Source organism: Nonomuraea polychroma (assembly GCF_004011505.1).
GTDB lineage: Bacteria > Actinomycetota > Actinomycetes > Streptosporangiales > Streptosporangiaceae > Nonomuraea > Nonomuraea polychroma.
This window is the reverse complement of sequence record NZ_SAUN01000001.1, coordinates 11,335,402-11,356,914: the sequence shown is the minus strand read 5'-3', so window position 1 is coordinate 11,356,914 and position 21,513 is coordinate 11,335,402. Positions and strand designations below refer to the sequence as shown.

Here is a 21,513-nt window from a genome sequence, read left to right as displayed (position 1 = left end):
CTCCCTATTCGCCCTAGCCGGCCAACCGGCGGCGGACTTCTTCAATTCGTCCGACAATGGTGGTGTCGATGATCTCGTCGCCGATGCGGACCGAGAACCCACCGAGCACTCGCTTGTCCACCTCGACATTCAGGTGCACGTCGCGGCCGTACGAGGTGCGCAGCCACGCCACGAGGCGGCGCTTCTGCTCCTCGGACAGCTCGACTGCGCTGCGCACCACCGCCACGAGGCGCTGGCGCTGCGCGGACACGAGCTGACCGACCTCTTGCAGCCCTGTTTCCAGGCTACGCCCCCGCGGGTGCACAACCAGCTGCGTGATGAGGCGCAGGCTGGTCGGGGCGACCTTGTCGCCGAGCAGGTCGCGCAGCAGCTGCCGCTTGCCCTCCCCGGGCGCCGCCGGATCGGTCAGCGCGAGACGCAGATTGGAATTGGCGGCGACGATGCGGCCGAAGCGGAAGAGCTCGTCCTCCACCTCGTCGAGCCTGGACTGGCTCTCGGCCTCCGCCGCCGCGGCGACGACGCCGAGCCTTTCGAGCACGTCAGGCAGGTCGCCCGCGCGTGACCACCTGGCCGAGACCGCGGCCTCGACGGTGTCCAGCGTGGCCTGGGCGACCTTGCCGGCGAGCAGCGCTCGCACGGTGCCCGCCTTCTGCTCGGCGGGCCTGGCAGGGTCGGACAGTGCCCGGCGCAGGCCGTGCTCGCGGTCGAGCAGATCCGCGACCGCGAACAGCTCGTCGGAGAGCGCGCCGAGGTCGGCACTGCCGGCGACGGCGTTGAACCGCTCCTCGACCTCTGCCAGCGACGTCCTGCTCAAGCCTCTCATTGGTCGCTCACCCGCTCCTCATTCGCTCCGCGGACCCGCTCGTCCCTCACGTGTCCACTCCACTCACTGCGGGGGGTTCGCTCCTGCATTAGCGCACCGCCTGCGCGCTGCCGGCTTCCAGCTCGTCAAGGAACCGGTCCACGATGCGGCTCTGGCGGACGTCGTCCTCCAGGGACTCGCCGACGATGCGACCGGCGAGGTCGGTCGACAGGCGGCCGATCTCGGTGCGGAGCTGCGCGAACGCAGCCTGGCGGTCGGCCTCGATCTGCGCGTGCGCGGCCTCGACGAGACGACGGGCCTCGGCCTGCGCCTCCTCGCGGAGCTCGGCCTTGATCTGCGCGGCCTGCTCGCGAGCCTCCTCGCGCAGCCTGGCCGCGTCCCGACGGGCCTCCTCCAGCTGCTCGGCGTAACGCTGCTGCAGGGCCTGAGCCTCGGCCTGGGCCTCTTCCGCCCTCTTGATGCCGCCCTCGATCGCGTCAGTGCGCTCGGCCAGCGTCTTCTGGATACGCGGGACGAGCATCCTGCCGACGACGAAGAACACGACGGCGAACGCGAAGATACCGACGACGAGCTCGTAAGCGTGCGGGAAGAGGGGGTTGCCGCCCTCCTCCTGCGCGAGGAGCGTAGCTGCCATGTACGTCATGGGTGCAGCCTTTCGTCAGAAGGAGACGGTCACTAGGCGCCGTAGATGAACGGCGCGACCAGACCGATCAGGGCGAGGGCCTCGGTGAGGACGAAGCCGAGGAGCATGTTCTGGCGAATCAGGCCGTACGCCTCCGGCTGGCGGGCAATGGCCTGCACGCCCTGACCGAAGATGATGCCGACGCCGATGCCGGGGCCGATGGCGGCGAGACCGTAACCGATGGCGGTGACGTTGCCGGAGACCTCAGCGAGAACGCTCATTATCTGTATTCCTTTACTGGACGGCCGGCGACCTGGGTGTCACCGGTCATGGACATTCCGGTATGTGGTTCTCAGTGCTCGGGGTGCAGCGAGCCGCCGATGTACATCGCGGCCAGCATGGCGAACAGGAACGCCTGCAGGAACTGGATGAACATCTCGAATCCCGTGAGGATGATGGTCATGATCACGCCGAGGACGCCGAGAGGGGCCCCCAGCGGGGTGAGCTGCTCGAAGAGGAACCAGAAGCCAACCATGCTGAAGAAGGCCAGCAGCATGTGGCCGGCGAACATGTTGGCGAACAGTCGGACCGCGTGCGTGAACGGCGCGATGATCAGGTTCGACAGGAACTCGATCGGCGCCAGCAGGAAGTAGATGAACTTCGGCAGCCCCGGCGGGAACATCATGTTCTTGAAGTAGCCGACCGCGCCCTGGTGCTTCATGCCGAGGTAGACCTTGAGCACGTAGATCGAGATCGCCAGCACAGCGGGGAACGCGATGTGCGAGGCCACCGGGAACTGCAGCACCGGGATGACGCCCATGACGTTCCAGACCAGGACCAGGAAGAAGAGCGTCACCAGCAGGCCCATCCACCGATCGGCGTCCTTGCCCAGGAAGGGCCGGGCGATCTGGTCGCGGACGAACATGTAGCCGTACTCGACGACGTTCTGCACACCCCTCGGGACGACCTTGGGATTGGCGAAGGCCGCCCAGCACAGGCCGATCACGATCAGCGAGCTCAGCAGCGCCAGCAGAACCGGCTTCGTGAACCATTCGACCCCGGGGATGATGGGCGGCAGGTTGAACAGCTCGTCAGGCGTAGGCGCCCGGAACTGGTCGGCTGGTGGAGCGAGGACCGTCAGCGCACTCACGCGGCTACCTCCGCCTTCGGCAGTGAGCCGCGTGAGTGCGCGACACTGCTGTGTTCATTGGTGCGCTCGCGTTGCTCCCGCACGGCGTTCCCTTCAACGTCGTAGTAGTTCACAAGGGTTTCCTCAGGAAAGCGATCGCTGCGCCGGGCTAGCGACCGAACTTCCGGTAGACCAAGTAGCCACCGAGCACGACCCCCAGGACGACGCCTATGGGGAAGAACGCGGACATGCCCAACCAGCGGTCCAGCAACCAGCCGAGACCGCCGTAGAAGGCCATCCCGGCGAGCAGATAGCTGGGAACTGACCACATGGCGTCGGCGAAGTCGCGACCGTCTTCTTCCGGTCGGCGTTCCTTTGCGCTCATCGCGGCCCCGACGATAGCAGGCGAGTAGAGGACTAGTCATATCGGACCCTGTCCGTGCACCAGCCTCATGAGTCGCCCTTTCCGGGGACCTTGGCCTCAGGGTCGACGTAAAGCATCTTGGTCTTCATGAACGCGCGGACCTCGAAGCCGGTCCACACGAGGGTGCACAGCACGACGGACAGCGCGAAAGCCAGCGTGTTCCAGGCCGTGGTGTCGCGGAACGCGGACAGCACGATCATGATGGCGACGACCTTCACGAGATAACTCACCATCGCCGCGATCGCCATCATTTGGGGAGACACCCGTGCGGCATACGACACCGCTACCACACTGATGCTGAAGAAAACCCCGACGAGCAAGGCGCCGAGCGCCGCGCCCAGAGCGCCCTTGCCACCGGCTGTCAGAAGCGACACGACCACGGCGACCACCCCGACCGCGAGGGTCGGAATCGCGGCGCTCTTGAGTACGCGCACGTCGTTGGCCTGCATTGGTGCTCCATCAGCATGTTGTCAAGCGAGCGTTTGCTACCCCCAGAACATGTCCTTCTGAAGGCCCCTGCTCGTGAAAGATATCACAAGCTCACGGAAGACCGCTTTTACCTGCCGTTTCTAGTTCGGGATCAAGAACGGCTAGGAAAGACCGGGATGACCGGATTGCCCTCGGCCGACGCGCGTTCGTGCGAAGGGCCGTCCGTCGGCGGCATCCGCCGTCTGACCTCCGGCTCCGGCGGAATCGGCGGCATGGGCCCGGTGGGCGGGCCGTCGTCGTCAGGCTGATTGCCACGCGAGGCGGCGTGCGCGCCCCCTCTGCCCCGCCAGCGTGGCAGGGCCATCAGCACGAGCACGGCCAGGGCGAGCAGGATGACCACGGGGAACAGCAGCACCGGCACGCCGATCGTGGACATGCCCACGATGCCGAAGGCGAACAGGAACGCCCACGCGTACATGATCAGCACGGACCTGCGGTGGGAATGGCCGATGTCCATGAGCCGGTGGTGCAGGTGGCCGCGGTCGGGCGCGAACGGCGACAGGCCGCGCGAGGTGCGCCGCACCACGGCGGTGATCAGGTCGACCAGCGGCAGGACCAGCACCGCGGCCGGCAGGAGCAGCGGCAGCAGCACCGGGACCTTGTTCATGCCCTCGATGATCCCGGGGTCGACGGGCGTCACGGTGACGATGGAGGAGGCGAGCACGAGCCCGATGAGCATGGCCCCGGTGTCGCCCATGAAGATCTTCGCCGGATGGAAGTTGTGCGGCAGGAACCCCAGGCAGGTGCCGATGAGGATGGCCGCGATGGCCGCCGTGGTGGTGATGCGCCCGCCGCTGATGTTGTCGGCCAGGAAGATCGAATAGGCCCAGGTGGCCATGCCCGCGATGCACACGATCCCGGCCGCCAGGCCGTCGAGGCCGTCGACGAAGTTGACCGCGTTGATGGTCACGACCACGACCATGATGGTGATCACGGTGCTGAGGGTGTAGTCGAGGCTGGTGGAGCCGCCCCAGTCCTGCGGCAACGGGATGTAGAGCAACCGCAGGTCGAAGAAGACCAGCACGCCTGCCGCCGCGATCTGCCCGCCGAGCTTGATGAAGGCGTCCATGCCCCACCAGTCGTCCAGGAAGCCGGTGATCGTGATGAGGCCGCCGGCGACGATGAGCGCCGTCACCGCGTTGGCGTCGGTCTGCGTCAGCGCCTTGCCCGTGTGCGTGAGCTGGCCGGCCACGAGCAGCCCCACGACCAGGCCGCCGTACATGGCCAGGCCGCCCAGCCTGGGCGTCGGCGTGGTGTGCACGTCACGCGCGCGAACCTCCGGCACGGCGCCGATGCGGATGGCGAAGCGGCGCACCAACGGAACCAGCAGATAGGTCACCGCTGCCGAGATGAGCGCCATGAACAGGTATTCGCGCACGGACCTAGTTTCCCGGATGCTCCGGCCGACTGTGACCGGAAAACGACACAGACCAGCTTAATATTCGCTGAGATATGGCCGATGGATGGCGAGAAGCGCCGCAACTCTTTCCCTGACCTCGGCCGCTTTGCCAGGATGGCGCACCGCCCTGGTCACCAGCATCCCCACCTCTTTGAGCTCCTGGGGCCCCATCCCCTGGGTGGTGACGCACGGCGTCCCCACGCGGATGCCCGACGTGATGGACGCCGGCTCCGGATCGTACGGAATCACGTTGCGGTTGAGTGTGATCCCCGCCGCCGCGCACCGCAGTTCGGCCTCCGCCCCCGAAACTCCCACGTCACGCAGGTCGATCAGGGCCAGGTGCGTGTCCGTGCCGCCGGAGACGGCCCGCATCCCCTCCCCGGTCAGCGCCTCGGCGAGGGCGCGGGCGTTCACGATCACCCTGTTGGCGTAGTCGGCGAACTCCGGCCGCATCGCCTCACCGAAGGCCACCGCCTTGGCCGCCACCGCATGCATCAGCGGCCCGCCCTGCACGAACGGGAACACCGCCCGGTCGATCTTCTTGGCCAGTTCCTCGGTGCAGAGGATCGCCCCGCCGCGTGGCCCGCGCAGGGCCTTGTGGGTGGTGAACGTCACGACGTCCGCGTACGGCACCGCCGAGGGGATCGCCCCGCCCGCCATCAGCCCGATCGGGTGGGCCACGTCGGCGAGCAGCCACGCCCCCACCTCGTCGGCGATGCCGCGGAAGAACGAGAAATCGATCAGTCTCGGGTACGAGGTCGCGCCGCACACGATGAGCTTCGGCTGGTGCCGCAGCGCCAGGTCCCTGACTTCGTCGTAGTCGATGAGCTCGGTGTCACGACGCACTCCGTACGACACGACGTCGAACCATCTTCCCGAGAAGTTCACCTTGGAGCCGTGGGTGAGGTGGCCGCCGTGCGGGAGGGCCATGGCCAGCATCGTGTCGCCGGGCTGCAGGAGCGCGGCGTAGGCGGCGAGGTTCGCGGAGGCGCCCGAGTGCGGCTGGACGTTGGCGTGCTCGGCGTTGAAGAGTTTCTTGGCCCGGTCGATCGCCAGCCGCTCGGCCCGGTCGACCACCTCGCAGCCGCCGTAGTAGCGGCGGCCGGGGTAGCCCTCGGCGTACTTGTTGGTGAGCGTGGAACCCAGGGCGGCCAGAACGGCGGGCGAGGCGAAGTTCTCGCTCGCGATCAGCTGGAGCCCGCCGCGCACCCGGTCAAGCTCATCGAGCAGCACCTGCGCGAGTTCGGGATCCTGCTTCTGCAGCAGGCCGAAGTCCGGACCGTAGTAGGGCTGCGTACCCATTTCTCCAAGGTACGCCCTGATGTCCGTTTCGCCCACAGGGTGGGGTCGCTAGTTGGCCCGGGGGATCGCGGCGGTGGTCGGTACCCAGCGGGGCGTGTCGGCCGCCTGGTCACTGATGGCCGTCAGCACGGCATGGCGGTAGAGGGCCAGCCTGTTGCGCCATTCGCGGATGTCCTCGACGTAGCGCTCGCCTACGGGGGCGTCCCACGTCTGGGGGCTTCTGGCCAGGTTGTAGGCCTTGTCGAGGGCCGTTCGCAGGGCATCCAGCTGGGGTTTGACGTTGTTCCACGCGACGACCAGGCGCTCGTACTCGGGATTGAACAGGTAGGTGGCCGGTGTGTCCTCCTGAGATGGGGAGGTGGTGCGCGGGGGACGGTCGCCCTTGTGCCAGGGCTCGGGGGCCGGCGGATCGACGAACATCAGGCGCTCCTTTCCGGCGAGCCGGGATCGACCGTGCCCGGCGGGCCGTCCGGGCGAATGTCCTCGGGCGCCCACGCGCCCTTGCCGTACTCTCCGGGCGGGACCTGCACGGAAGGCATCTCCTGGCGCTGGATGTCCCGGTGGTTCTCGATCATCGTCCTCAGGGCCTCCAGGTCCGGTGGGGGGACGTCTATGGAGACGACGTCGCTGTCGTCGCTCGCCCACGCCTCGGCCCCGCCATCGGCCCCACCATCGGTCCCGCCATCGGTCTCGGCAACGGCGGCCACGTCGTACGCGGCCGTCGGCGCGCTGCCGTAAGCGCCGTTCGGCGTGGTGCCGAGTTTGTCGGCCGTCCCCGTGCCGGGTGCCTCGGGGGCGGCTCCCGTGCCCACGCCTGCCTCGCCGGCAGGTGGTGTGGGCGGGATCCGCACGCCGGTGTCGCCGCCCGGCGTCGCACCCGTCCCATCGGGCGTCGACCCGGTGCCGCCCGGCGTGCCATCTGGAGTCCCACCCTTACCATCCGGTGTGGTTTCCTTACTGTCCGGAGCCGGGAGCGTGGTGTCCTTGGCGCCAGGGGCAGGCTGTGTGCCGTCGGGGGTCGGCTGTGTGCCGTCGGGGGTCGGTTGTGGGCCGTCCGGCGTGGTGTCCTTGCCGCCGGGCGCCGGATCCGTGCCGCTCGGTGGGCGGTCGGTGCTGGAGCCGCAGGCGTCGTCAGCTCGCGTGTCCGGGGACGGATCGTCGATCGGCGTGACGCCCGCAGAACCGTAGCCGTCCACCGGATAGGCACCCGTCGTGCCGCCACCGCCCGCCGTCGCCGTAGGGCCGGTGCCGTCCGCTGCCGCCGTGGGGCCGGTGCCGTCCGTGGGCGTTGACGCCGGCGGGAGTGTCACTTGGTCACCGCCGGCCGAGGTGGGGACTCCCGGGGCGATGGAGCCCGGATCCCCGTCCGGACGGATGTCGCGCTCGGCCCATTGGCCCTTGCCGTACTCGCCCGCCGGGACCTCCACCCCCGGCATGTCGTGGGGCTGGATGTCGCGATGATCCTCGATCACCGTCTTCAGCGCGTCCAGATCGGGCGGGGTGGTGTCGGCCGAGACGACGTCACTGCCGTCGTTGGCCCAGGCATTGACGTTCGAGGCTGCGGTGGTGTCGGCGGGCATCTTCGGCATTTCCGCCGGCTGGACCTTGTCGGTGTTCTCGAGCAGGTCCTCCAGTTGCTCGGCCGTGGGCGGGTCGAGCGGTATCTGCAGGACCTTGACGCCGTCGACCACCACGACCTGCGGCTTGGTGACATCGGTGTCGTCGGGGTGGTCCTTGGCCGGGGTGTCCGCCGCACCGCCGGTGTCCGTCCCACCGCCGTCCGCCTCGGCCCCGCGCTCGCGCCGACTGTCCAGATCGTCGTCCTTGGGCTGGTCAGCAGGCTGATCACCGGTGCTTCCCCCGGTGTCGGCAGCCCCGTCGCTACCAGAGCCCGGATCCGCCCCGGTGCCCGTCCCCGTGCCCGTCCCCGTGTCCTTGTCCGTCCCCGTGCCCGTGTCCTTGCCGTTGCCGTCGGCGTCGTCGCACGTCTTGCCGTCCGAGCCGGTCCCCCCGTCAGAGCCGGTCTTGCCGTCCGAGCCGGTCCCCCCGTCAGAGCCGGTCTTGCCGTCCGAGCCGGTCCCCCCGTCAGAGCCGGTCTTGCCGTCCGAGCCGGTCCCCCCGTCAGAGCCGGTCTTGCCGTCCGAGCCGGTCCCCCCGTCAGAGCCGGTCTTGCCGTCCGAGCCGGTCCCCCCATCGGAGCCGGTCTTGCCGTCCGAGCCCGTCGTCCCGTCCGAGCCGGTCTTGCCGTCGGAGCCCGTCGTCCCGTCAGAGCCGGTCTTGGGCTCCTCGCCCGTCTTGACGTCGTCGTCCTTCGGGGTCACCTGGTCGGGTTTCTCACCGGCGCGCGGGTTCTCGTACCTGTCCCGATCCCCACGCGTCTCCTTGGGCTCGTCCGTGGGCGCGGCCCCGGAACCGGGCGGGTCGACCCGCTTCTCCAGGACCGCGAGCCGCGCGTTCACGTCCCTGACCATCTCCTCGGCCGCGTCGGCGACCTGGGCGGGGCGGTGGGTGGTCTGGGTGGACAGCCCTGCCCGGCTCATCTCGAGCCTGACTCGATCCTCGACCGCGCGCATCTGCGCGACCGCGTGTTTCACCTCGGTCAGCAGATCACGAACCAGCTTGGGATCCATGCCGTCGAACTTGCCCATGAACTACTCCCGGACATATCGCCGCTCCGGGCCTCACCGTAATCATGGCCGGAGCGCCGTCGCAGCCGGGATAAGCAGACGGTATACGTCGACAGCCGGGTCAACCGATCAGTCGTCGGTGGCGACGTAGCCGATGATGCCGCGCAGCTTCTCCACCGGGATCGCACCCCGCCGCAACATCCTGGGCACGGCCGTGGTCAGGTCGAGGATGGTGGACGGCGTGTTGTCGGTGGTCTTGCCGCCGTCGAGATAGACCGCGACGGCGGCGCCGAGCTGCTCCTCGGCCTCCGCCGCCGTGGTGGCGGCCTGGGCGCCGGAGCGGTTGGCGCTGGAGACCGCCATAGGTCCGGTCTCCTTGAGCAGCTCGAGCGCGACCGGGTCGAGCGGCATGCGTACGGCCACCGTGCCCTTGGTGTCCCCCAGGTCCCAGGAAAGGGCTCTGTTGGCCTTGCAGACGAGCGTGAGCGGCCCGGGCCAGAAGGCGTCTATCAAGTCCTGCCCGTAGGGTCCCATGTCGTCTATGAGCGCTGTGGCGGCTCTGACGGTGCCGACCAGGACGGGCGGCGGCATGTCACGGCCACGCCCCTTGGCCTCCAGCAGCGCGGTGACCGCCGACGGCGTGAAGGCGTCGGCACCGATGCCGTAGACGGTGTCGGTCGGCAGCACCACGAGCTCGCCCCTGCGCACCGCGGCGGCGGCCTCCTGGAGGCCGTCGGCCCGCTGTTCGGGGTCTGAGCAGTCAAAGCGTCTTCCCACGGCAGAAATCCTATTCCTGGCTCAGCCTCGCGGTGACGAAGCGATCTCTTCTCGTGAGGTCCTGGCGAAGCCGCACGTCGCGCCAGCCGTTGTCCTCGGGGAACGTGAGGTAGACGGCCCTGCCCTGCTCGTCGGCGTGCTCGACGGCGACCCAGCCGCCGGGGCGCAGCAGGCGGCGGGCCGTACGCTCCACCGCGCGCACCTCCCCGAGGCCGTCGTCACCGGAGCCGTAGAGCGCTCGCGACGGGTCGTAGTCGCGTACTTCCGGATCGCGCGGGACCGCGCCGGGCGGGATGTAGGGCGGGTTGGAGATGACCAGGTCCACCTTGCCGTTGAGCTCGGGCAGCGCCTCGGCGAGGTCCTCGGGGTGCAGGTGCGTACGGCCCTGGCCGTGCTCGGAGATGTTGCGCTTGGCCCAGGTGTACGCCGCGGGGTCGACCTCCACGGCGTGGACCTCGGCCAGCGCCACCTCCTGCGCGATCGAGAGCGCGATCGCGCCGGATCCGGTGCCGAGGTCGACCACGAGCGGAGCGGTCACGTCCATCTCGCGCAGCGTCTCGATCGCCCAGCCGGCCATCACCTCGGTCTCCGGCCGCGGCACGAACACGCCGGGCCCGACCGCCAGCTCCAGGTAGCGGAAGTACGCGTGCCCGGTGATGTGCTGCAGCGGTTCCCTGGCCGCGCGCCGGGCGACGCCTTCCCAGAACAGCGCGTCGAAGTCGCCGTCCTTGACCGTGTGGAGCTCGCTCCTGCGCACGCCGTGGACGAACGCCGCGATCTCCTCCGCGTCGGTGCGCGGTGAGGGCACGCCCGCCTCGGCCAGCCGCGCGGTGGCGAGGGCGATCTCGTCCAGCAGAAATGTCATGAGTGTTGTGCGAGCTTCTCCGCCATCTCGGCGTCGATGAGGGCCTGGGTGACGGCGCTGAGCTCGCCGTCGAGAACCTGGTCGAGGTTGTACGCCTTGAAGCCGACGCGGTGGTCGGAAATGCGGTTTTCCGGGAAGTTATAGGTGCGGATGCGCTCGGAGCGGTCGACCGTGCGCACCTGGGACTTGCGCTCCGCCTGCGCGGCGGCATCGGCCTGCTCCTGCGCCACGGCCAGCAGCCGGGCACGCAGAATGCGCATCGCCGACTCCTTGTTCTGCAGCTGGCTCTTCTCGTTCTGGCAGGAGACGACCACGCCGGTGGGCAGGTGGGTGATGCGGACCGCGGAGTCGGTGGTGTTGACGCTCTGGCCGCCGGGGCCGCTGGAGCGGTAGACGTCGATGCGCAGATCGTTGGGGTCGATCTGGACCTCGACCTCCTCGGCCTCCGGGTAGACGAGCACGCCCGCGGCGCTGGTGTGGATGCGGCCCTGCGACTCGGTGACGGGCACGCGCTGCACGCGGTGCACGCCGCCTTCGTACTTGAGCCTGGACCACACACCCTCGTCGCCCTTGGCCTTGATGGCCACGGTGACGTCCTTGTATCCGCCCAGGTCGGAGGGCTGGGAGTCGATGACCTCGGTCTTCCAGCCGAGCCGCTCGGCATAGCGCAGATACATCCGCAGCAGGTCGCCGGCGAACAGCGCGGACTCCTCGCCGCCCTCGCCCGCCTTGATCTCCATGATGATGTCCTTGTCATCATTGGGATCACGCGGGATGAGCAGGTGCTTGAGCCGCTCCTCCAGCTGCGGGACGCGCTCTTCGAGCTCGGCGGCCTCGGCCGCGAACGTCTCGTCCTCGCCGGCCAGCTCCTTGGCGGCGGTCAGGTCGTCGCGGACCGACTCCAGCTCGCGGTAGGTGCCGACGATCGGCGTGAGCTGGGAGTAGCGCCTGCCGAGGGTGCGGGCCTTGCTCTGGTCGGCGTGCACGGCGGGATCGGCGAGCTGCAGCTCCAGCTCGGAATACTCCTTGAGCAACTCGTCGAGATTCACCGTGGGTCCTTCAGTCGTGGGGTTCTTCACCAAGAACGCCGACCCGGCGCACACGTGTGCGTCCGGGCCGGCGTGTGGGAAGCTACTTGCCCGTGGCCTTCTTGCCGAAGCGCTTCTCGAAGCGGGCCACCCGGCCGCCGGTGTCGAGGATCTTCTGCTTGCCGGTGTAGAACGGGTGGCAGGCAGAGCACACGTCAGCGTGGATCACGCCGTTTTTCGCCGTGCTGCGGGTGGTGAACGTGTTGCCGCAGGAGCAGGTCACCTGCGTCACGTTGTAGTCAGGGTGGATATCGCGCTTCATCGCTGTCCTTTCGGGCTGCGGCCGCCGGGTCGCCGTCATGCTGGGCGTGAACCGGAACCGCAAAATGGTCAGCTACCAGTGTGCCAGATCGTCCAACCATCCCAGGCCATCGGACATTCCCCGCGATCTACGCAGCGCCGGACCAGATATCACATTAGGCTCCCTGCCACCATCCCTCACTTTGGTAAGGATCCCAGGCATGAAGAGAAGGGTGCGGTCGCTGCTCGCGATCGCCATGGGGGCCGCCGTTCTCCTCGCGGGCACGAGTGTGAGCGCCGCCGCCGCGATGGCCGACGACTTCACGGGTGACGCCTCCGCCAGCGCATCCATCCCGCTCCAGAACGACGTCGAAGGCGTCGTGACGCTCAACCTCAAGGAGCCGTCCAAGGTCTCCAGCGTCACCGGCTCCATCGAACCGCCGGGCAAGGCGGCGAAGACGGTGACGTTCGACTTCAGGACGGGCGACACCGCCGCGACGCAGAAGATCACCGGCAAGTGGCCGATCTCCAAGGACGACCCGGCGGGCGACTGGAAGCTGAGCGTCGTCGTCGCTCGCGACACCGGCACCAACACCACGCCGTTCGTGGTCAAGGTCGCCGGCAAGCAGGGGATCACCGGCGCGAAGGTCAGCCCTGACCCCGTCCAGCTCGTCAAGGGCAAGGACGTCCAGGTCTCGGTCGAGGCGTCGGTGAAGGACGCGACCACGGTGTCGGCCAAGCTCGTCAGCGACGCGGGCGGTGAGTTCTACGACCTGGGCGACCTGGCCAAGGAGCCGGACGGCCGCTACCGCGGGAGCACGTACTTCGCCGACAACAGCACCCCCGGTGATTGGACCCTCGAGGTGTACGCGCACAAGGGCGGCGAGACGCTCAAGGGCGTGGCGGGGTTCACGGTCGTGGCTCCTGAGGGCGGCGCGTCCAAGAAGACCAAGACGCGGGTCACGATCGCCGCGCCGAACAAGGTGACCAAGGGCAAGACGTTCAAGGTGTACGGCAAGGTCTACCGCGGCACGAAGGCGTACAAGGGCAAGACCGTCGAGGTGTACTTCAAGGCCAAGGGCGCCAAGACGTACAAGCTCCTGGGCTTCGCCAAGGCCTCGTCGACCGGCAAGTACGCCAAGACGTACCAGGCGAAGAAGGACGGCTACTTCCGGGTCCGGGTGCCCGGCACGACGACGACGCGCAGTTCGTTGTCGCCGCAGGAGTTCGTGGACGTCAGGTAGCTCAACGACCCAGATAGGTCAGCACGGCCAGCACACGCCGATGGTCCTCGGGCGCCGGCCCGAGGGCCAGCTTGGCGAAGATGCCGGAAATGTGCTTCTCGACCGCGCCTTCGGTGACGACGAGGCGGGCGGCGATGGCGGTGTTCGAGCGGCCCTCGGCCATCAGGGCGAGGACCTCGCGCTCGCGGGGGGAGAGCGTGTCGAGCGGGGCGCCGCGGCGCTGGCGGCTGAGCAGCTGCACGACCACCTCGGGGTCGATGACCGTGCCGCCCGCCGCCACCTGCCGCACCGCCTCCAGGAACTCGGCCACGTCGGCCACCCGCTCCTTCAGCAGGTAGCCGACGGCCTTTCCGATGAGGTCGCCGGCGTAGCGTTCCTCGACGTACTGCGACAGGACCAGGATGGGAAAATCCGGGCGGACCTCGCGGACCCGCAGCGCCGCCCGGAGGCCCTCGTCGGTGTGCGTGGGCGGCATGCGTACGTCGACGATCGCCAGGTCGGGGTCGTGCTCCAGCACCGCCGCCTCCAGCGCGGGCCCGTCGGAGACGCTCGCCACGGTCTCGATGCCGCCGTCGGCGAGCAGCCGGGCCAGCCCCTCCCGCAGGAGTACGGAATCCTCGGCGATGACCACGCGCATGGCCACATGACTACCACTCGCAGGGCAGCTCCGCACGCACGATCGTGGGGCCGCCGATGGGACTGTGCACGACGAGCACGCCGTCGATGGTGGCCGCCCGGTCCGACAATCCCGACAGCCCCCCTGTGGGGGTGACGACGGCGCCGCCGACCCCGTTGTCCCACACGTCGACGATCACGCCGCGACGGTCCCTGAACACCGACACCGACGCCTCCGTCGCGCCCGCGTGCTTGGCCATGTTGGCCAGCGCCTCCGCGACGATGAAGTAGGCGATGCTCTCCACCGCGGCCGGCGGCCGCTCCTCCAGCTCGACCGACACGTCCACGCGGATGGGCGCCCGCGCGGCCAGCCCCGACAGCGCCGCGTCGAGCCCGCGGTCGCTCAGGATGGCCGGGTGGATGCCTCTGGCCAGGTTGCGCAGCTCCGCGATGGCGGCCTTGGTGCCCGCGTGCGCCTGGGCGATGAGCATCCTGGCCTCCTCGGGCTCGGCGTCGAACTTGGCCTGCGCCCGTCCCAGGTCCACCGCGACGGACAGCAGCCGCTGCTGCGCGCCGTCGTGCAGATCACGCTCGATCCTGCGCCGTTCCGTCTCGGCCGCGTCGATGCCCCGGGCCCGGCTGGCCCGCAGCCGCTCCTCCTCGCTGCCGCCGAGCAGCACCACGGCGAGCGTCCCGTGCAGCCAGGCCATCCCCCGGACGAGGTACGCGGTCAGCACGAGCAGCAGGACGCCGAAGAACGCGGCCACCCAGGCGGCGGACCATTCCTCCAAGAAGTACTCGCCCTCCCCCAGCGTCTCGTCGATCGCCAGAATGATGGGCGCGAGCATCAACCCGCCCGTGACTATCCACAGCGCGGCCGACGCCACCGCCTCCACCAGCCCCAACGGCAACAGCATCAGCAGATAGCCCAGGTCCTTCCATGTCGCCGGATCCGTCACCAGCCAGCGGATGTGCGCGCCCAGCCCGCGCTCGGGACGGCTGCGGTACGGGTCGGGGATCCTGATCCCTAACGCCGCCCCCAGCATCCTGCGCTCCAGCATCGCCCCGCCGCGCCACATCAGCATGGTCGCCATCGCCAGGGGCACGCCGACCCAGACGACCGTGAGCGTGAGCGAGGTCGGCACCGCCAGCGACAACACGATGAACCAGCCGACCCCGAACGCCACGCTGACCAGCAAGTACGGTGCCGCACGCCACGTCATCGGATCGACCAGGACCCCCAGCGGTCCCTTCGGCCCGAAGGGCACGCGGTCTTTCAACGCCACCGATCGCATGCCCCAAGACTGCCCTCCGGCGCGCACGGAGTGAATGCGGCTGCCGTCCGGCCTGAGGTAGGGCTAGCCCCACTCCCCACAGGCCCGCCTGCCCCGCACAGGAATGGGCTCGCCGGCGTACGAGCCGGGATTCGGCCGCATGGTGGGCCCACCCGGCCACTCGTACCAACGGAAAGGGGGCGGCAGGGGAAGAACCCCTGCCGCCCCCTCCCTACAGGAGCCGCTAGTCGCGGTCGTTGCTCACCGTGGTCTTCTGGACCTGCAGGAGGAACTCCGCGTTGGACTTGGTCTCCTTCATCTTCTCCAGGAGCAGCTCAAGAGCCTGCTGCATGTCCAGCGCGTGCAGCACGCGCCGCAGCTTCCAGACGATCTGGAGCTCTTCCCTGGCCATGAGGATCTCTTCCTTACGGGTGCCGGACGCGTCCACGTCCACCGCCGGGAAGATCCGCTTGTCCGCCAGGGACCGGTTGAGCTTGAGCTCCATGTTGCCGGTGCCCTTGAACTCCTCGAAGATGACCTCGTCCATCTTGGACCCGGTCTCGACCAGGGCCGTGGCGAGGATCGTCAGCGAGCCGCCGTTTTCGATGTTGCGGGCGGCGCCGAAGAAGCGCTTGGGCGGGTAGAGCGCCGTGGAGTCGACACCACCCGACAGGATGCGACCGGACGCCGGGGCCGCCAGGTTGTAGGCGCGGCCGAGGCGGGTGATCGAGTCGAGCAGGACGACCACGTCGTGGCCCAGCTCCACCAGGCGCTTTGCCCGCTCGATGGCGAGCTCGGCGACCGTGGTGTGGTCTTCGGCGGGACGGTCGAAGGTCGAGTGGATGACCTCGCCCTTGACCGACCGCTGCATGTCGGTGACCTCTTCAGGCCGCTCGTCCACGAGCACGACCATCAGGTGGCACTCGGGGTTGTTGCGGGTGATCGCGTTGGCGATGGCCTGCAGCACCATCGTCTTACCGGCCTTCGGCGGCGAGACGATGAGGCCACGCTGGCCCTTGCCGATCGGCGACACGAGGTCGATGATCCGCGTGGTCAGGATGTTGTGCTCGGTCTCCAGGCGCAGGCGATCCTGCGGGTAGAGCGGCGTCAGCTTGTTGAAGTCCGGCCGGTTGCGGGCCTGCTCCGGGTCCATGCCGTTGACGGTGTCGAGGCGGACCAGGGCGTTGAACTTCTCGCGCCGCTCACCGTCGCGGGGCTGCTTGACGGCGCCGGTGATGACGTCGCCCTTGCGCAGGCCGTTGCGGCGGATCTGGGCGAGCGAGACGTAGACGTCGTTGCTGCCCGGCAGGTAGCCGCTGGTCCTGACGAACGCGTAGTTGTCGAGGATGTCCAGGATTCCGGCGATGGGAATGAGCACGTCGTCGTCGCCGATGACGGGCTCGCCGCCCTCGAAGCGGTCACGGCCGCGGCCGCGGTTGCGCTCCCTGAAGCGGCCCCTGCGGCCGCGCCCGCCGCGCTCGTCCTCGTCGCCGCCGCGCTGCTGGTCGCCGCGCTGGTCACCGCGCTGGTCGCCACGTTCACCGCGCTGGTCACCGCGCTGGTCACCGCGCTGGTCGCCACGCTGGTCACCGCGCTGGTCGGCACGGCTTCCCGCGTCGGTGACACGCTGGTCGCCGCGGCCTGCGCTCTCGGCGCGGCCGCCCTCACCGCGGTCGCCGCCGGAGCGCTCGCCGCGCTCCCGACGCTCGCCACGGCTACGGCGCTCCCTGCGGCTCTCGCCGCGGTCGGCTCGGCCCTCGCCCTGCCCGGCCTCGACGGCCTGGGGCTGCTGCTCCACGACCGGCTCTGCCGGGGCGGCCACGGGCTCGGGCGCTGCGGCCACGGGCTCAGGCGCCGCGGCGGCGGGCTGCGGGGCGGGCTCCTCGACGGTCTTGGCGCGGGAACGTTCCCTACGCGTACGGGTGGGCCGCTCGGCGGCCGGGGCGGCCTCCGGCGTTGCGGCGGGCGCCTCGGCGGCGGCCGCGGGAGCCGGTGTGCCTTCTCCGGAACCGCCACCCTGCTTCTCCTGGATGGCCGCGATGAGCTGGCTCTTCCGCATGCGCCCGGTCCCGCTGATGCCCAGCTCCGCCGCGATCTTCTGCAGCTCAGGCAGCACCTTGGCGGACAGGCCGGTGCCGGAGCGACGCGCACGCGGCTTGGCCGGAGCGCGGGTGGGGGTGTCGCCGGACGCCGGCTCTGCGCCTGATGCGTCGGAGAGGAGTTCGGTGGTGTCGCTCAACTAAAAGGTCCTTCCCAGGGGTCGGGCGCCGGTTTTGTTCTGCCGGGCGTCCCGGAGGTGCTTGCGATCCGGCGGGACAGACCGGGTCGGGGTGCACTCTGCGATCTTCGGCTGTCGCTTGAGACGGCCGCCACTCTTGGGGAGGGGCTCGTCCACGCCGCCAATGGGCCATGGCGCGTGGCTGACACCCCCCAGATTGCTGTCGCCAGCCAGATGTCGAGTTGATTCGAACGCGCCGATCCCCGTCGTCGCCGCCTCGTTCAGAGCCAACCGGGTGTGGGCCAACCGGAGGCTATTGAGTTCGGGGAGACAGCCGCGCCGCCCACGCCTCGCGACGTGCAGCGTGATGCAGCGATGTATGGCTGACAAGCACGCACCCACCAAGGGGGCATCTGGTGCGGCTACCAGCCTAACATCACCAGCGCACACGGCTATTCCCTGAAGGTCTAAAGAGGCATCAGCGTGTCTCGGGGAACTGAACGTTCGCACCAACCGGGTCGACGTCCATTAGCTGGATGTGCCAGTCATTACCCACTTCTGGCGCGATCAAATCCTGCGTATCCGATGTCGAAAACGCAAGAACCGTGGGACCCGCTCCCGAAACGACCGCGGGCACGCCCACTGCACGGAGACGTTCTACCAGATCCGCGCTCGCCGGCATCGCAGGCGCGCGGTAATGCTGATGGAGCCGATCTTCTGTAGCGGCGAGCAGAAGCGCTCGCTCCGGCCGCTGGGTCAGCGCGGCGATCAGCAACGCGGCCCGGCCGGCGTTGAAGGAGGCGTCCTTGTGGGGCACGTCCTTCGGCAACAGCCCCCGCGCGGTCTCCGTGGCCAGTCGCGCCGACGGAATCAGGGCGACAGGGCGGACCCGCTCGTCGGGAGCTAGTTTCACCATATGCGGTGACCCGGTGTGGTCGGACCATGCCACGGTCAGCCCGCCGACCAGGCACGGCGCCACGTTGTCCGGATGGCCCTCCATCTCGGTGGCCAGCGCGAAAACCTCGTCGTCGGAGAATTCGCCCCCCGACAACGCGCGCGCGGCGAGAATGCCGGCGCAGATGGCCGCCGAGGAGGAGCCCAGCCCGCGGGCGTGCGGAATCCTGTTGCGGCAGCGCAGGCGGATGCCGTCCGGCTGCGGGACGCCCATGCGGCCGAACGTCTCGCGCATCGCCTTGACGATCAGGTGACCCTCGCCGCGATCGACCTCGCCCGCGCCCTCGCCCTCCACCGTGACGTGCACGCCGTGCTCGCCGGTGAGTGCCGCCTCGATCTCGTCGTACAGGCTCAGTGCCAGGCCGAGCGAGTCGAAACCCGGGCCGAGATTCGCCGAGGTGGCGGGCACGCGAACGTCAACGGTCCTCATTCACTCTTCTCCCTGCTGACCCCGTCAGGCGAGGTTGAGCGCCGCCGCGGCGGCGTGGACGTCGATCGGGATGACCACCGGCGCCGGCGCACCCGAGATGGCCCAGTCCGGGTCCTTGAGTCCGTTGCCCGTGACCGTGCAGACGATGCGCTGCCCCGGCGCGACGAGCCCCTGCGCGTGCGCCTGCAGCAGCCCCGCGACGCTGGCCGCCGAGGCCAGCTCCACGAACACGCCCTCTTCCTGCGCGAGCAGCTTGTACGCGGCCGCGATCTGCCGGTCGGTCACCGCCTGGATGGCCCCGCCGGACTCGTCGCGGGCCGCCGTGGCCAGCCCCCACGACGCCGGGTTGCCGATGCGGATCGCGGTGGCGATCGTGTGCGGGCGGGCCACGGGCGCGCCCTCGACGATCGGCGCCGCCCCGCTGGCCTGGAACCCGAACATGCGGGGCCGCTTGGTGGCCACGCCGTCGGCGAAATATTCCTGGTAACCCATCCAGTAGGCGGAGATGTTGCCCGCGTTGCCCACCGGGATGCAGTGGATGTCGGGGGCGTCTCCCAGCGTGTCCACGATCTCGAACGCCGCCGTCTTCTGCCCCTGCAGCCGGAACGGGTTGACTGAGTTGACCAGCGCGATCGGGTAGCTGGACGACAGCTTCCTCGTCATCTCCAGGCAGTCGTCGAACGACCCCTCGACCTGCAGCAGCGTTGCGCCGTGCACGAGCGCCTGGGCCAGCTTGCCCATGGCGATCTTCCCCCGAGGCACCAGAACGGCACATGTCAGCCCTGCGCGAACAGCGTAGGCCGCCGCCGAGGCGGAGGTGTTGCCGGTCGAGGCGCAGATGACCGCCTTGGCCCCCTCTTCGACCGCTTTGCTGATGGCCATGGTCATGCCACGGTCCTTGAAGCTTCCGGTCGGGTTGGCTCCCTCGACCTTCAGGTAGACGTCGCAGCCCGTCAGCGCCGAGACACGGTGCGCGGGCACCAGCGGCGTGCCGCCCTCAAGCAGCGTGATGACAGGCGTCTTCGGCGTGACGGGAAGACGCTCGCGGTATTCCTCTATGAGGCCACGCCACGACCTGCTCATGATGACTCCCTACCTGCGGTGTTGGGCCAGAGTGTACGGGGTCCTGACGACAGGCGCGGATCCGCGTCCACCGGTCGGACGTACCGGTTGGAGATGGCCACTATTGAGGAAATTCTCAGCATCTCCCGATAAGGTCTCGGCAGGGGGTCACCACCATGAACGCGCGTCCTGCTTTGAGGCAGAACGACTATTCACCACTGGCAGCGCCACCGCTCGGCGCCTGGTCGCCCGCCCTTTCCGTGAGCGTGGTGATACCCGCGCACGGAGGGCAGGACAAGCTCGACCTGACGCTGGCCGCGCTGGCGGCGCAGACGTACCCGGACCACCTGCTGGAGGTCCTCGTCGTCGACGACGGCAGCCGGCCGCCGATCCGGCTGCCCGAGATCCGGCCGGTCAACACCCGGGTCATTCCCGTGCGGGACGGGTGGGGGATCTCCAACGCCGTCAACACCGGCGCCAAGGCCGCCGACGGCGAGATCATCCAGCGGCTCGACTCCGACATGGTGGCCTGCCGCGAGCACATCGAGGCCCTGGCCCGCTGGCACCACGTGACGGACTATCTCGTCACGATCGGCATGAAGAAGTTCGTCGAGGTGCCGCCGCTCACGCCGCGCCAGGTGTTCCAGGCGGGACAGCTGGGAGAGCTGTTCCCGCTGGACGAGGCCGTGTCCAGCTCCACCGAGGCGACCATCGCCAAGACCGACGGGCTGCGCAAGAGCCGCAATCCGTACCACGTGTGCACGGGACCCACCTTCGCCCTTCCACGGGAGGTCTTCCACGCCGTGGGCGGTCTCGACCCGACCGTGGTGCGGGGCGAGGACACCGAGTTCTCCTACCGGCTGGCCATGCACGGCGTCGTGTTCGTGCCCGACATGGACGCGCAGGCCGTGCATCTGGGGCTGCCCGCGCAACACCGCGACAGGGAACGTGCCGTGCGGGCCGTGGAGCCGTACCTGGCGCACCGGATCCCCCTGCGCAGGGACCTGCGCAAGGATCGGGGGCGCCGGTGGCTGGTGCCGTACGTGGAGATCGTTCTCGACGTCACCGACACCTCCGAGTCGGTCGTGCGGCAGGCGGTGGCGGCGGCGCTGGACGGCAAGCTCCAGGACGTCGTGGTGACGCTGGTGGGGCCGTGGTCGCGGCTCGACCCCGGGCGGCGGTCCGTGTTGTCGGATCCGTGCTTCGAGCTGCGGCTGATGCGTGACCTGTTCGCGCACGACGAACGCATCCGCCTGATCGACGAGGCCGCCCCCACGCCCGCGCCGACGCCGTTCCGCTACCGCGGGCCGGTGGACGTGCCGTTGCACAAGGTCACGCTGGAGCGCATGATCGAGTCGGTCCAGAAGGATCTGGCGGGCGTGCTGATCGTGGACCTGCCTGATGGGCGCACCGCACGTCTGGAGCGCACGTCGGCGTTGGGCCGTGCCATGTTGCTCGCCGACCCCGGCGCCGACCTGGACGCCGTCATCGCCAGCACCCACGGGGTACGCCACGAGGGCCCGGACCGCTACTGGCCCGCCCCCAAACAGCCGGACGCGGTCACCATCCCGGCGCCGGTGACGGTCCCCGTCGAACCCGCCGAAAAGACCCTCCTGCACCGCCTGAAGTCCGCCCTCCGCCCCAACTGACCCACCGAACACCTCGCGGGCCCAGCGGCCACCGGCTTGGCCACCCTGGCCGTGGCCCGTTGCCCCTTCGCCCGCGAACCACCGCCGATATCCCCGCCCGCCGCAGTCGGACGGCCGACGCGCACTGGCCGCCTCGCCAGCCAGGGGCACGGGCCAGCGGGCGCGGCATGGCCACCACGACCGCCACCGGGCCGATGCGCCCCGCATAACGGCCGCAACCGGCGGCCCGGCCCCACCGGACCAACACCCGTGGCTGCGAGTTCTGCGCCCGGTGCGGACGCG

At 69.4% G+C, this 21,513-nt stretch carries 21 protein-coding genes; 2 read left to right on the top strand and 19 right to left on the bottom strand.

Annotated elements, in window-relative coordinates:
• Positions 1–13 precede the first annotated feature (13 nt).
• The 14 genes from EDD27_RS52995 to rpmE all read right to left on the bottom strand — a co-directional run bounded on the left by EDD27_RS52995 (position 14) and on the right by rpmE (position 11,807).
• Positions 14–823, bottom strand: a complete 810-nt coding sequence (locus EDD27_RS52995; RefSeq protein WP_127940230.1) for a F0F1 ATP synthase subunit delta — start codon at positions 821–823, stop codon at positions 14–16.
• Between the two features lie 88 nt (positions 824–911).
• Positions 912–1,466, bottom strand: coding sequence for a F0F1 ATP synthase subunit B (locus tag EDD27_RS52990; RefSeq protein WP_127940229.1), 555 nt, complete (start codon positions 1,464–1,466; stop codon positions 912–914).
• A 32-nt stretch (positions 1,467–1,498) separates the two neighbouring features.
• Positions 1,499–1,726, bottom strand: coding sequence for an ATP synthase F0 subunit C (gene atpE, locus EDD27_RS52985; RefSeq protein WP_127940228.1), 228 nt, complete (start codon positions 1,724–1,726; stop codon positions 1,499–1,501).
• A 71-nt stretch (positions 1,727–1,797) separates the two neighbouring features.
• Positions 1,798–2,595: a F0F1 ATP synthase subunit A gene (gene atpB / locus EDD27_RS52980; protein ID WP_127940227.1), complete on the bottom strand. Its 798-nt coding sequence runs from the start codon at positions 2,593–2,595 to the stop codon at positions 1,798–1,800.
• A gap of 148 nt (positions 2,596–2,743) precedes the next feature.
• A complete protein-coding gene (locus EDD27_RS52975) occupies positions 2,744–2,959 on the bottom strand; it encodes an AtpZ/AtpI family protein (protein WP_241564743.1) in 216 nt (71 codons plus the stop codon).
• A gap of 65 nt (positions 2,960–3,024) precedes the next feature.
• On the bottom strand, positions 3,025–3,447 hold the full coding sequence (locus EDD27_RS52970; RefSeq protein WP_127940226.1) for a Cg1360 family ATP-synthase-associated protein: 423 nt from the start codon (positions 3,445–3,447) through the stop codon (positions 3,025–3,027).
• A gap of 131 nt (positions 3,448–3,578) precedes the next feature.
• Positions 3,579–4,865, bottom strand: coding sequence for a glycosyltransferase family 4 protein (locus EDD27_RS52965; RefSeq protein ID WP_127940225.1), 1,287 nt, complete (start codon positions 4,863–4,865; stop codon positions 3,579–3,581).
• Between the two features lie 57 nt (positions 4,866–4,922).
• A complete protein-coding gene (locus tag EDD27_RS52960; RefSeq protein WP_127940224.1) occupies positions 4,923–6,188 on the bottom strand; it encodes a serine hydroxymethyltransferase in 1,266 nt (421 codons plus the stop codon).
• Positions 6,189–6,236: 48 nt separating this feature from the next.
• Entirely contained in the window at positions 6,237–6,608 is a 372-nt protein-coding gene (locus tag EDD27_RS52955) for a hypothetical protein (protein ID WP_127940223.1), read from the bottom strand.
• On the bottom strand, positions 6,608–8,836 hold the full coding sequence (locus EDD27_RS56165) for a hypothetical protein (RefSeq protein WP_206642055.1): 2,229 nt from the start codon (positions 8,834–8,836) through the stop codon (positions 6,608–6,610). Before EDD27_RS56165 ends, EDD27_RS52955 begins: the two co-directional genes overlap by 1 nt.
• A 108-nt stretch (positions 8,837–8,944) precedes the next feature.
• Positions 8,945–9,592 (bottom strand): L-threonylcarbamoyladenylate synthase, encoded by a 648-nt coding sequence (locus tag EDD27_RS52945; protein WP_127940222.1) that lies wholly within the window; start codon positions 9,590–9,592, stop codon positions 8,945–8,947.
• Positions 9,593–9,602: 10 nt separating this feature from the next.
• Entirely contained in the window at positions 9,603–10,457 is an 855-nt protein-coding gene (prmC, locus tag EDD27_RS52940; protein ID WP_127940221.1) for a peptide chain release factor N(5)-glutamine methyltransferase, read from the bottom strand.
• Positions 10,454–11,506 (bottom strand): peptide chain release factor 1, encoded by a 1,053-nt coding sequence (gene prfA / locus EDD27_RS52935; RefSeq protein ID WP_127940220.1) that lies wholly within the window; start codon positions 11,504–11,506, stop codon positions 10,454–10,456. The genes prmC and prfA overlap by 4 nt, the downstream gene beginning before the upstream one ends.
• 82 nt (positions 11,507–11,588) lie before the next feature.
• Positions 11,589–11,807: a 50S ribosomal protein L31 gene (gene rpmE / locus EDD27_RS52930; RefSeq protein WP_127940219.1), complete on the bottom strand. Its 219-nt coding sequence runs from the start codon at positions 11,805–11,807 to the stop codon at positions 11,589–11,591.
• Between the two features lie 199 nt (positions 11,808–12,006).
• Here rpmE and EDD27_RS52925 point away from each other — a divergent pair, with 199 nt between their 5' ends.
• Positions 12,007–13,029: a hypothetical protein gene (locus tag EDD27_RS52925; protein ID WP_127940218.1), complete on the top strand. Its 1,023-nt coding sequence runs from the start codon at positions 12,007–12,009 to the stop codon at positions 13,027–13,029.
• Position 13,030: 1 nt separating this feature from the next.
• On the opposite strand, the gene EDD27_RS52920 is transcribed toward EDD27_RS52925, so the two are convergent.
• From EDD27_RS52920 to thrC, 5 genes are all read right to left on the bottom strand, one after another.
• Positions 13,031–13,666, bottom strand: a complete 636-nt coding sequence (locus EDD27_RS52920) for a response regulator (protein ID WP_127940217.1) — start codon at positions 13,664–13,666, stop codon at positions 13,031–13,033.
• 10 nt (positions 13,667–13,676) lie between these two features.
• Positions 13,677–14,939, bottom strand: coding sequence for a sensor histidine kinase (locus EDD27_RS52915; RefSeq protein WP_241564742.1), 1,263 nt, complete (start codon positions 14,937–14,939; stop codon positions 13,677–13,679).
• A gap of 223 nt (positions 14,940–15,162) precedes the next feature.
• Positions 15,163–17,157: a transcription termination factor Rho gene (gene rho / locus EDD27_RS52910; protein ID WP_127940216.1), complete on the bottom strand. Its 1,995-nt coding sequence runs from the start codon at positions 17,155–17,157 to the stop codon at positions 15,163–15,165.
• A gap of 457 nt (positions 17,158–17,614) precedes the next feature.
• Positions 17,615–18,520: a homoserine kinase gene (thrB, locus tag EDD27_RS52905; RefSeq protein ID WP_127940215.1), complete on the bottom strand. Its 906-nt coding sequence runs from the start codon at positions 18,518–18,520 to the stop codon at positions 17,615–17,617.
• A gap of 24 nt (positions 18,521–18,544) precedes the next feature.
• A complete protein-coding gene (gene thrC, locus EDD27_RS52900; RefSeq protein WP_127940214.1) occupies positions 18,545–19,603 on the bottom strand; it encodes a threonine synthase in 1,059 nt (352 codons plus the stop codon).
• Positions 19,604–19,758: 155 nt separating this feature from the next.
• On the opposite strand from thrC, the gene EDD27_RS52895 reads away from it, so the two are divergent.
• Positions 19,759–21,231, top strand: a complete 1,473-nt coding sequence (locus tag EDD27_RS52895) for a glycosyltransferase family 2 protein (protein ID WP_127940213.1) — start codon at positions 19,759–19,761, stop codon at positions 21,229–21,231.
• The last annotated feature ends 282 nt before the right edge of the window (positions 21,232–21,513 follow it).

Coding starts and splice junctions, on each gene's coding strand:
- EDD27_RS52990 (WP_127940229.1), bottom strand. CDS start 1,466: ATGACGTACATGGCAGCTACGCTCCTCGCGCAGGAGGAGGGCGGCAAC.
- EDD27_RS52955 (WP_127940223.1), bottom strand. CDS start 6,608: ATGTTCGTCGATCCGCCGGCCCCCGAGCCCTGGCACAAGGGCGACCGT.
- atpE (WP_127940228.1), bottom strand. CDS start 1,726: ATGAGCGTTCTCGCTGAGGTCTCCGGCAACGTCACCGCCATCGGTTAC.
- EDD27_RS52895 (WP_127940213.1), top strand. CDS start 19,759: ATGAACGCGCGTCCTGCTTTGAGGCAGAACGACTATTCACCACTGGCA.
- thrB (WP_127940215.1), bottom strand. CDS start 18,520: ATGAGGACCGTTGACGTTCGCGTGCCCGCCACCTCGGCGAATCTCGGC.
- EDD27_RS52970 (WP_127940226.1), bottom strand. CDS start 3,447: ATGCAGGCCAACGACGTGCGCGTACTCAAGAGCGCCGCGATTCCGACC.
- EDD27_RS52925 (WP_127940218.1), top strand. CDS start 12,007: ATGAAGAGAAGGGTGCGGTCGCTGCTCGCGATCGCCATGGGGGCCGCC.
- prmC (WP_127940221.1), bottom strand. CDS start 10,457: ATGACATTTCTGCTGGACGAGATCGCCCTCGCCACCGCGCGGCTGGCC.
- EDD27_RS52920 (WP_127940217.1), bottom strand. CDS start 13,666: ATGCGCGTGGTCATCGCCGAGGATTCCGTACTCCTGCGGGAGGGGCTG.
- EDD27_RS52915 (WP_241564742.1), bottom strand. CDS start 14,939: ATGCGATCGGTGGCGTTGAAAGACCGCGTGCCCTTCGGGCCGAAGGGA.
- EDD27_RS52960 (WP_127940224.1), bottom strand. CDS start 6,188: ATGGGTACGCAGCCCTACTACGGTCCGGACTTCGGCCTGCTGCAGAAG.
- thrC (WP_127940214.1), bottom strand. CDS start 19,603: ATGAGCAGGTCGTGGCGTGGCCTCATAGAGGAATACCGCGAGCGTCTT.
- EDD27_RS56165 (WP_206642055.1), bottom strand. CDS start 8,836: ATGGGCAAGTTCGACGGCATGGATCCCAAGCTGGTTCGTGATCTGCTG.
- EDD27_RS52975 (WP_241564743.1), bottom strand. CDS start 2,959: ATGAGCGCAAAGGAACGCCGACCGGAAGAAGACGGTCGCGACTTCGCC.
- rpmE (WP_127940219.1), bottom strand. CDS start 11,807: ATGAAGCGCGATATCCACCCTGACTACAACGTGACGCAGGTGACCTGC.
- EDD27_RS52995 (WP_127940230.1), bottom strand. CDS start 823: ATGAGAGGCTTGAGCAGGACGTCGCTGGCAGAGGTCGAGGAGCGGTTC.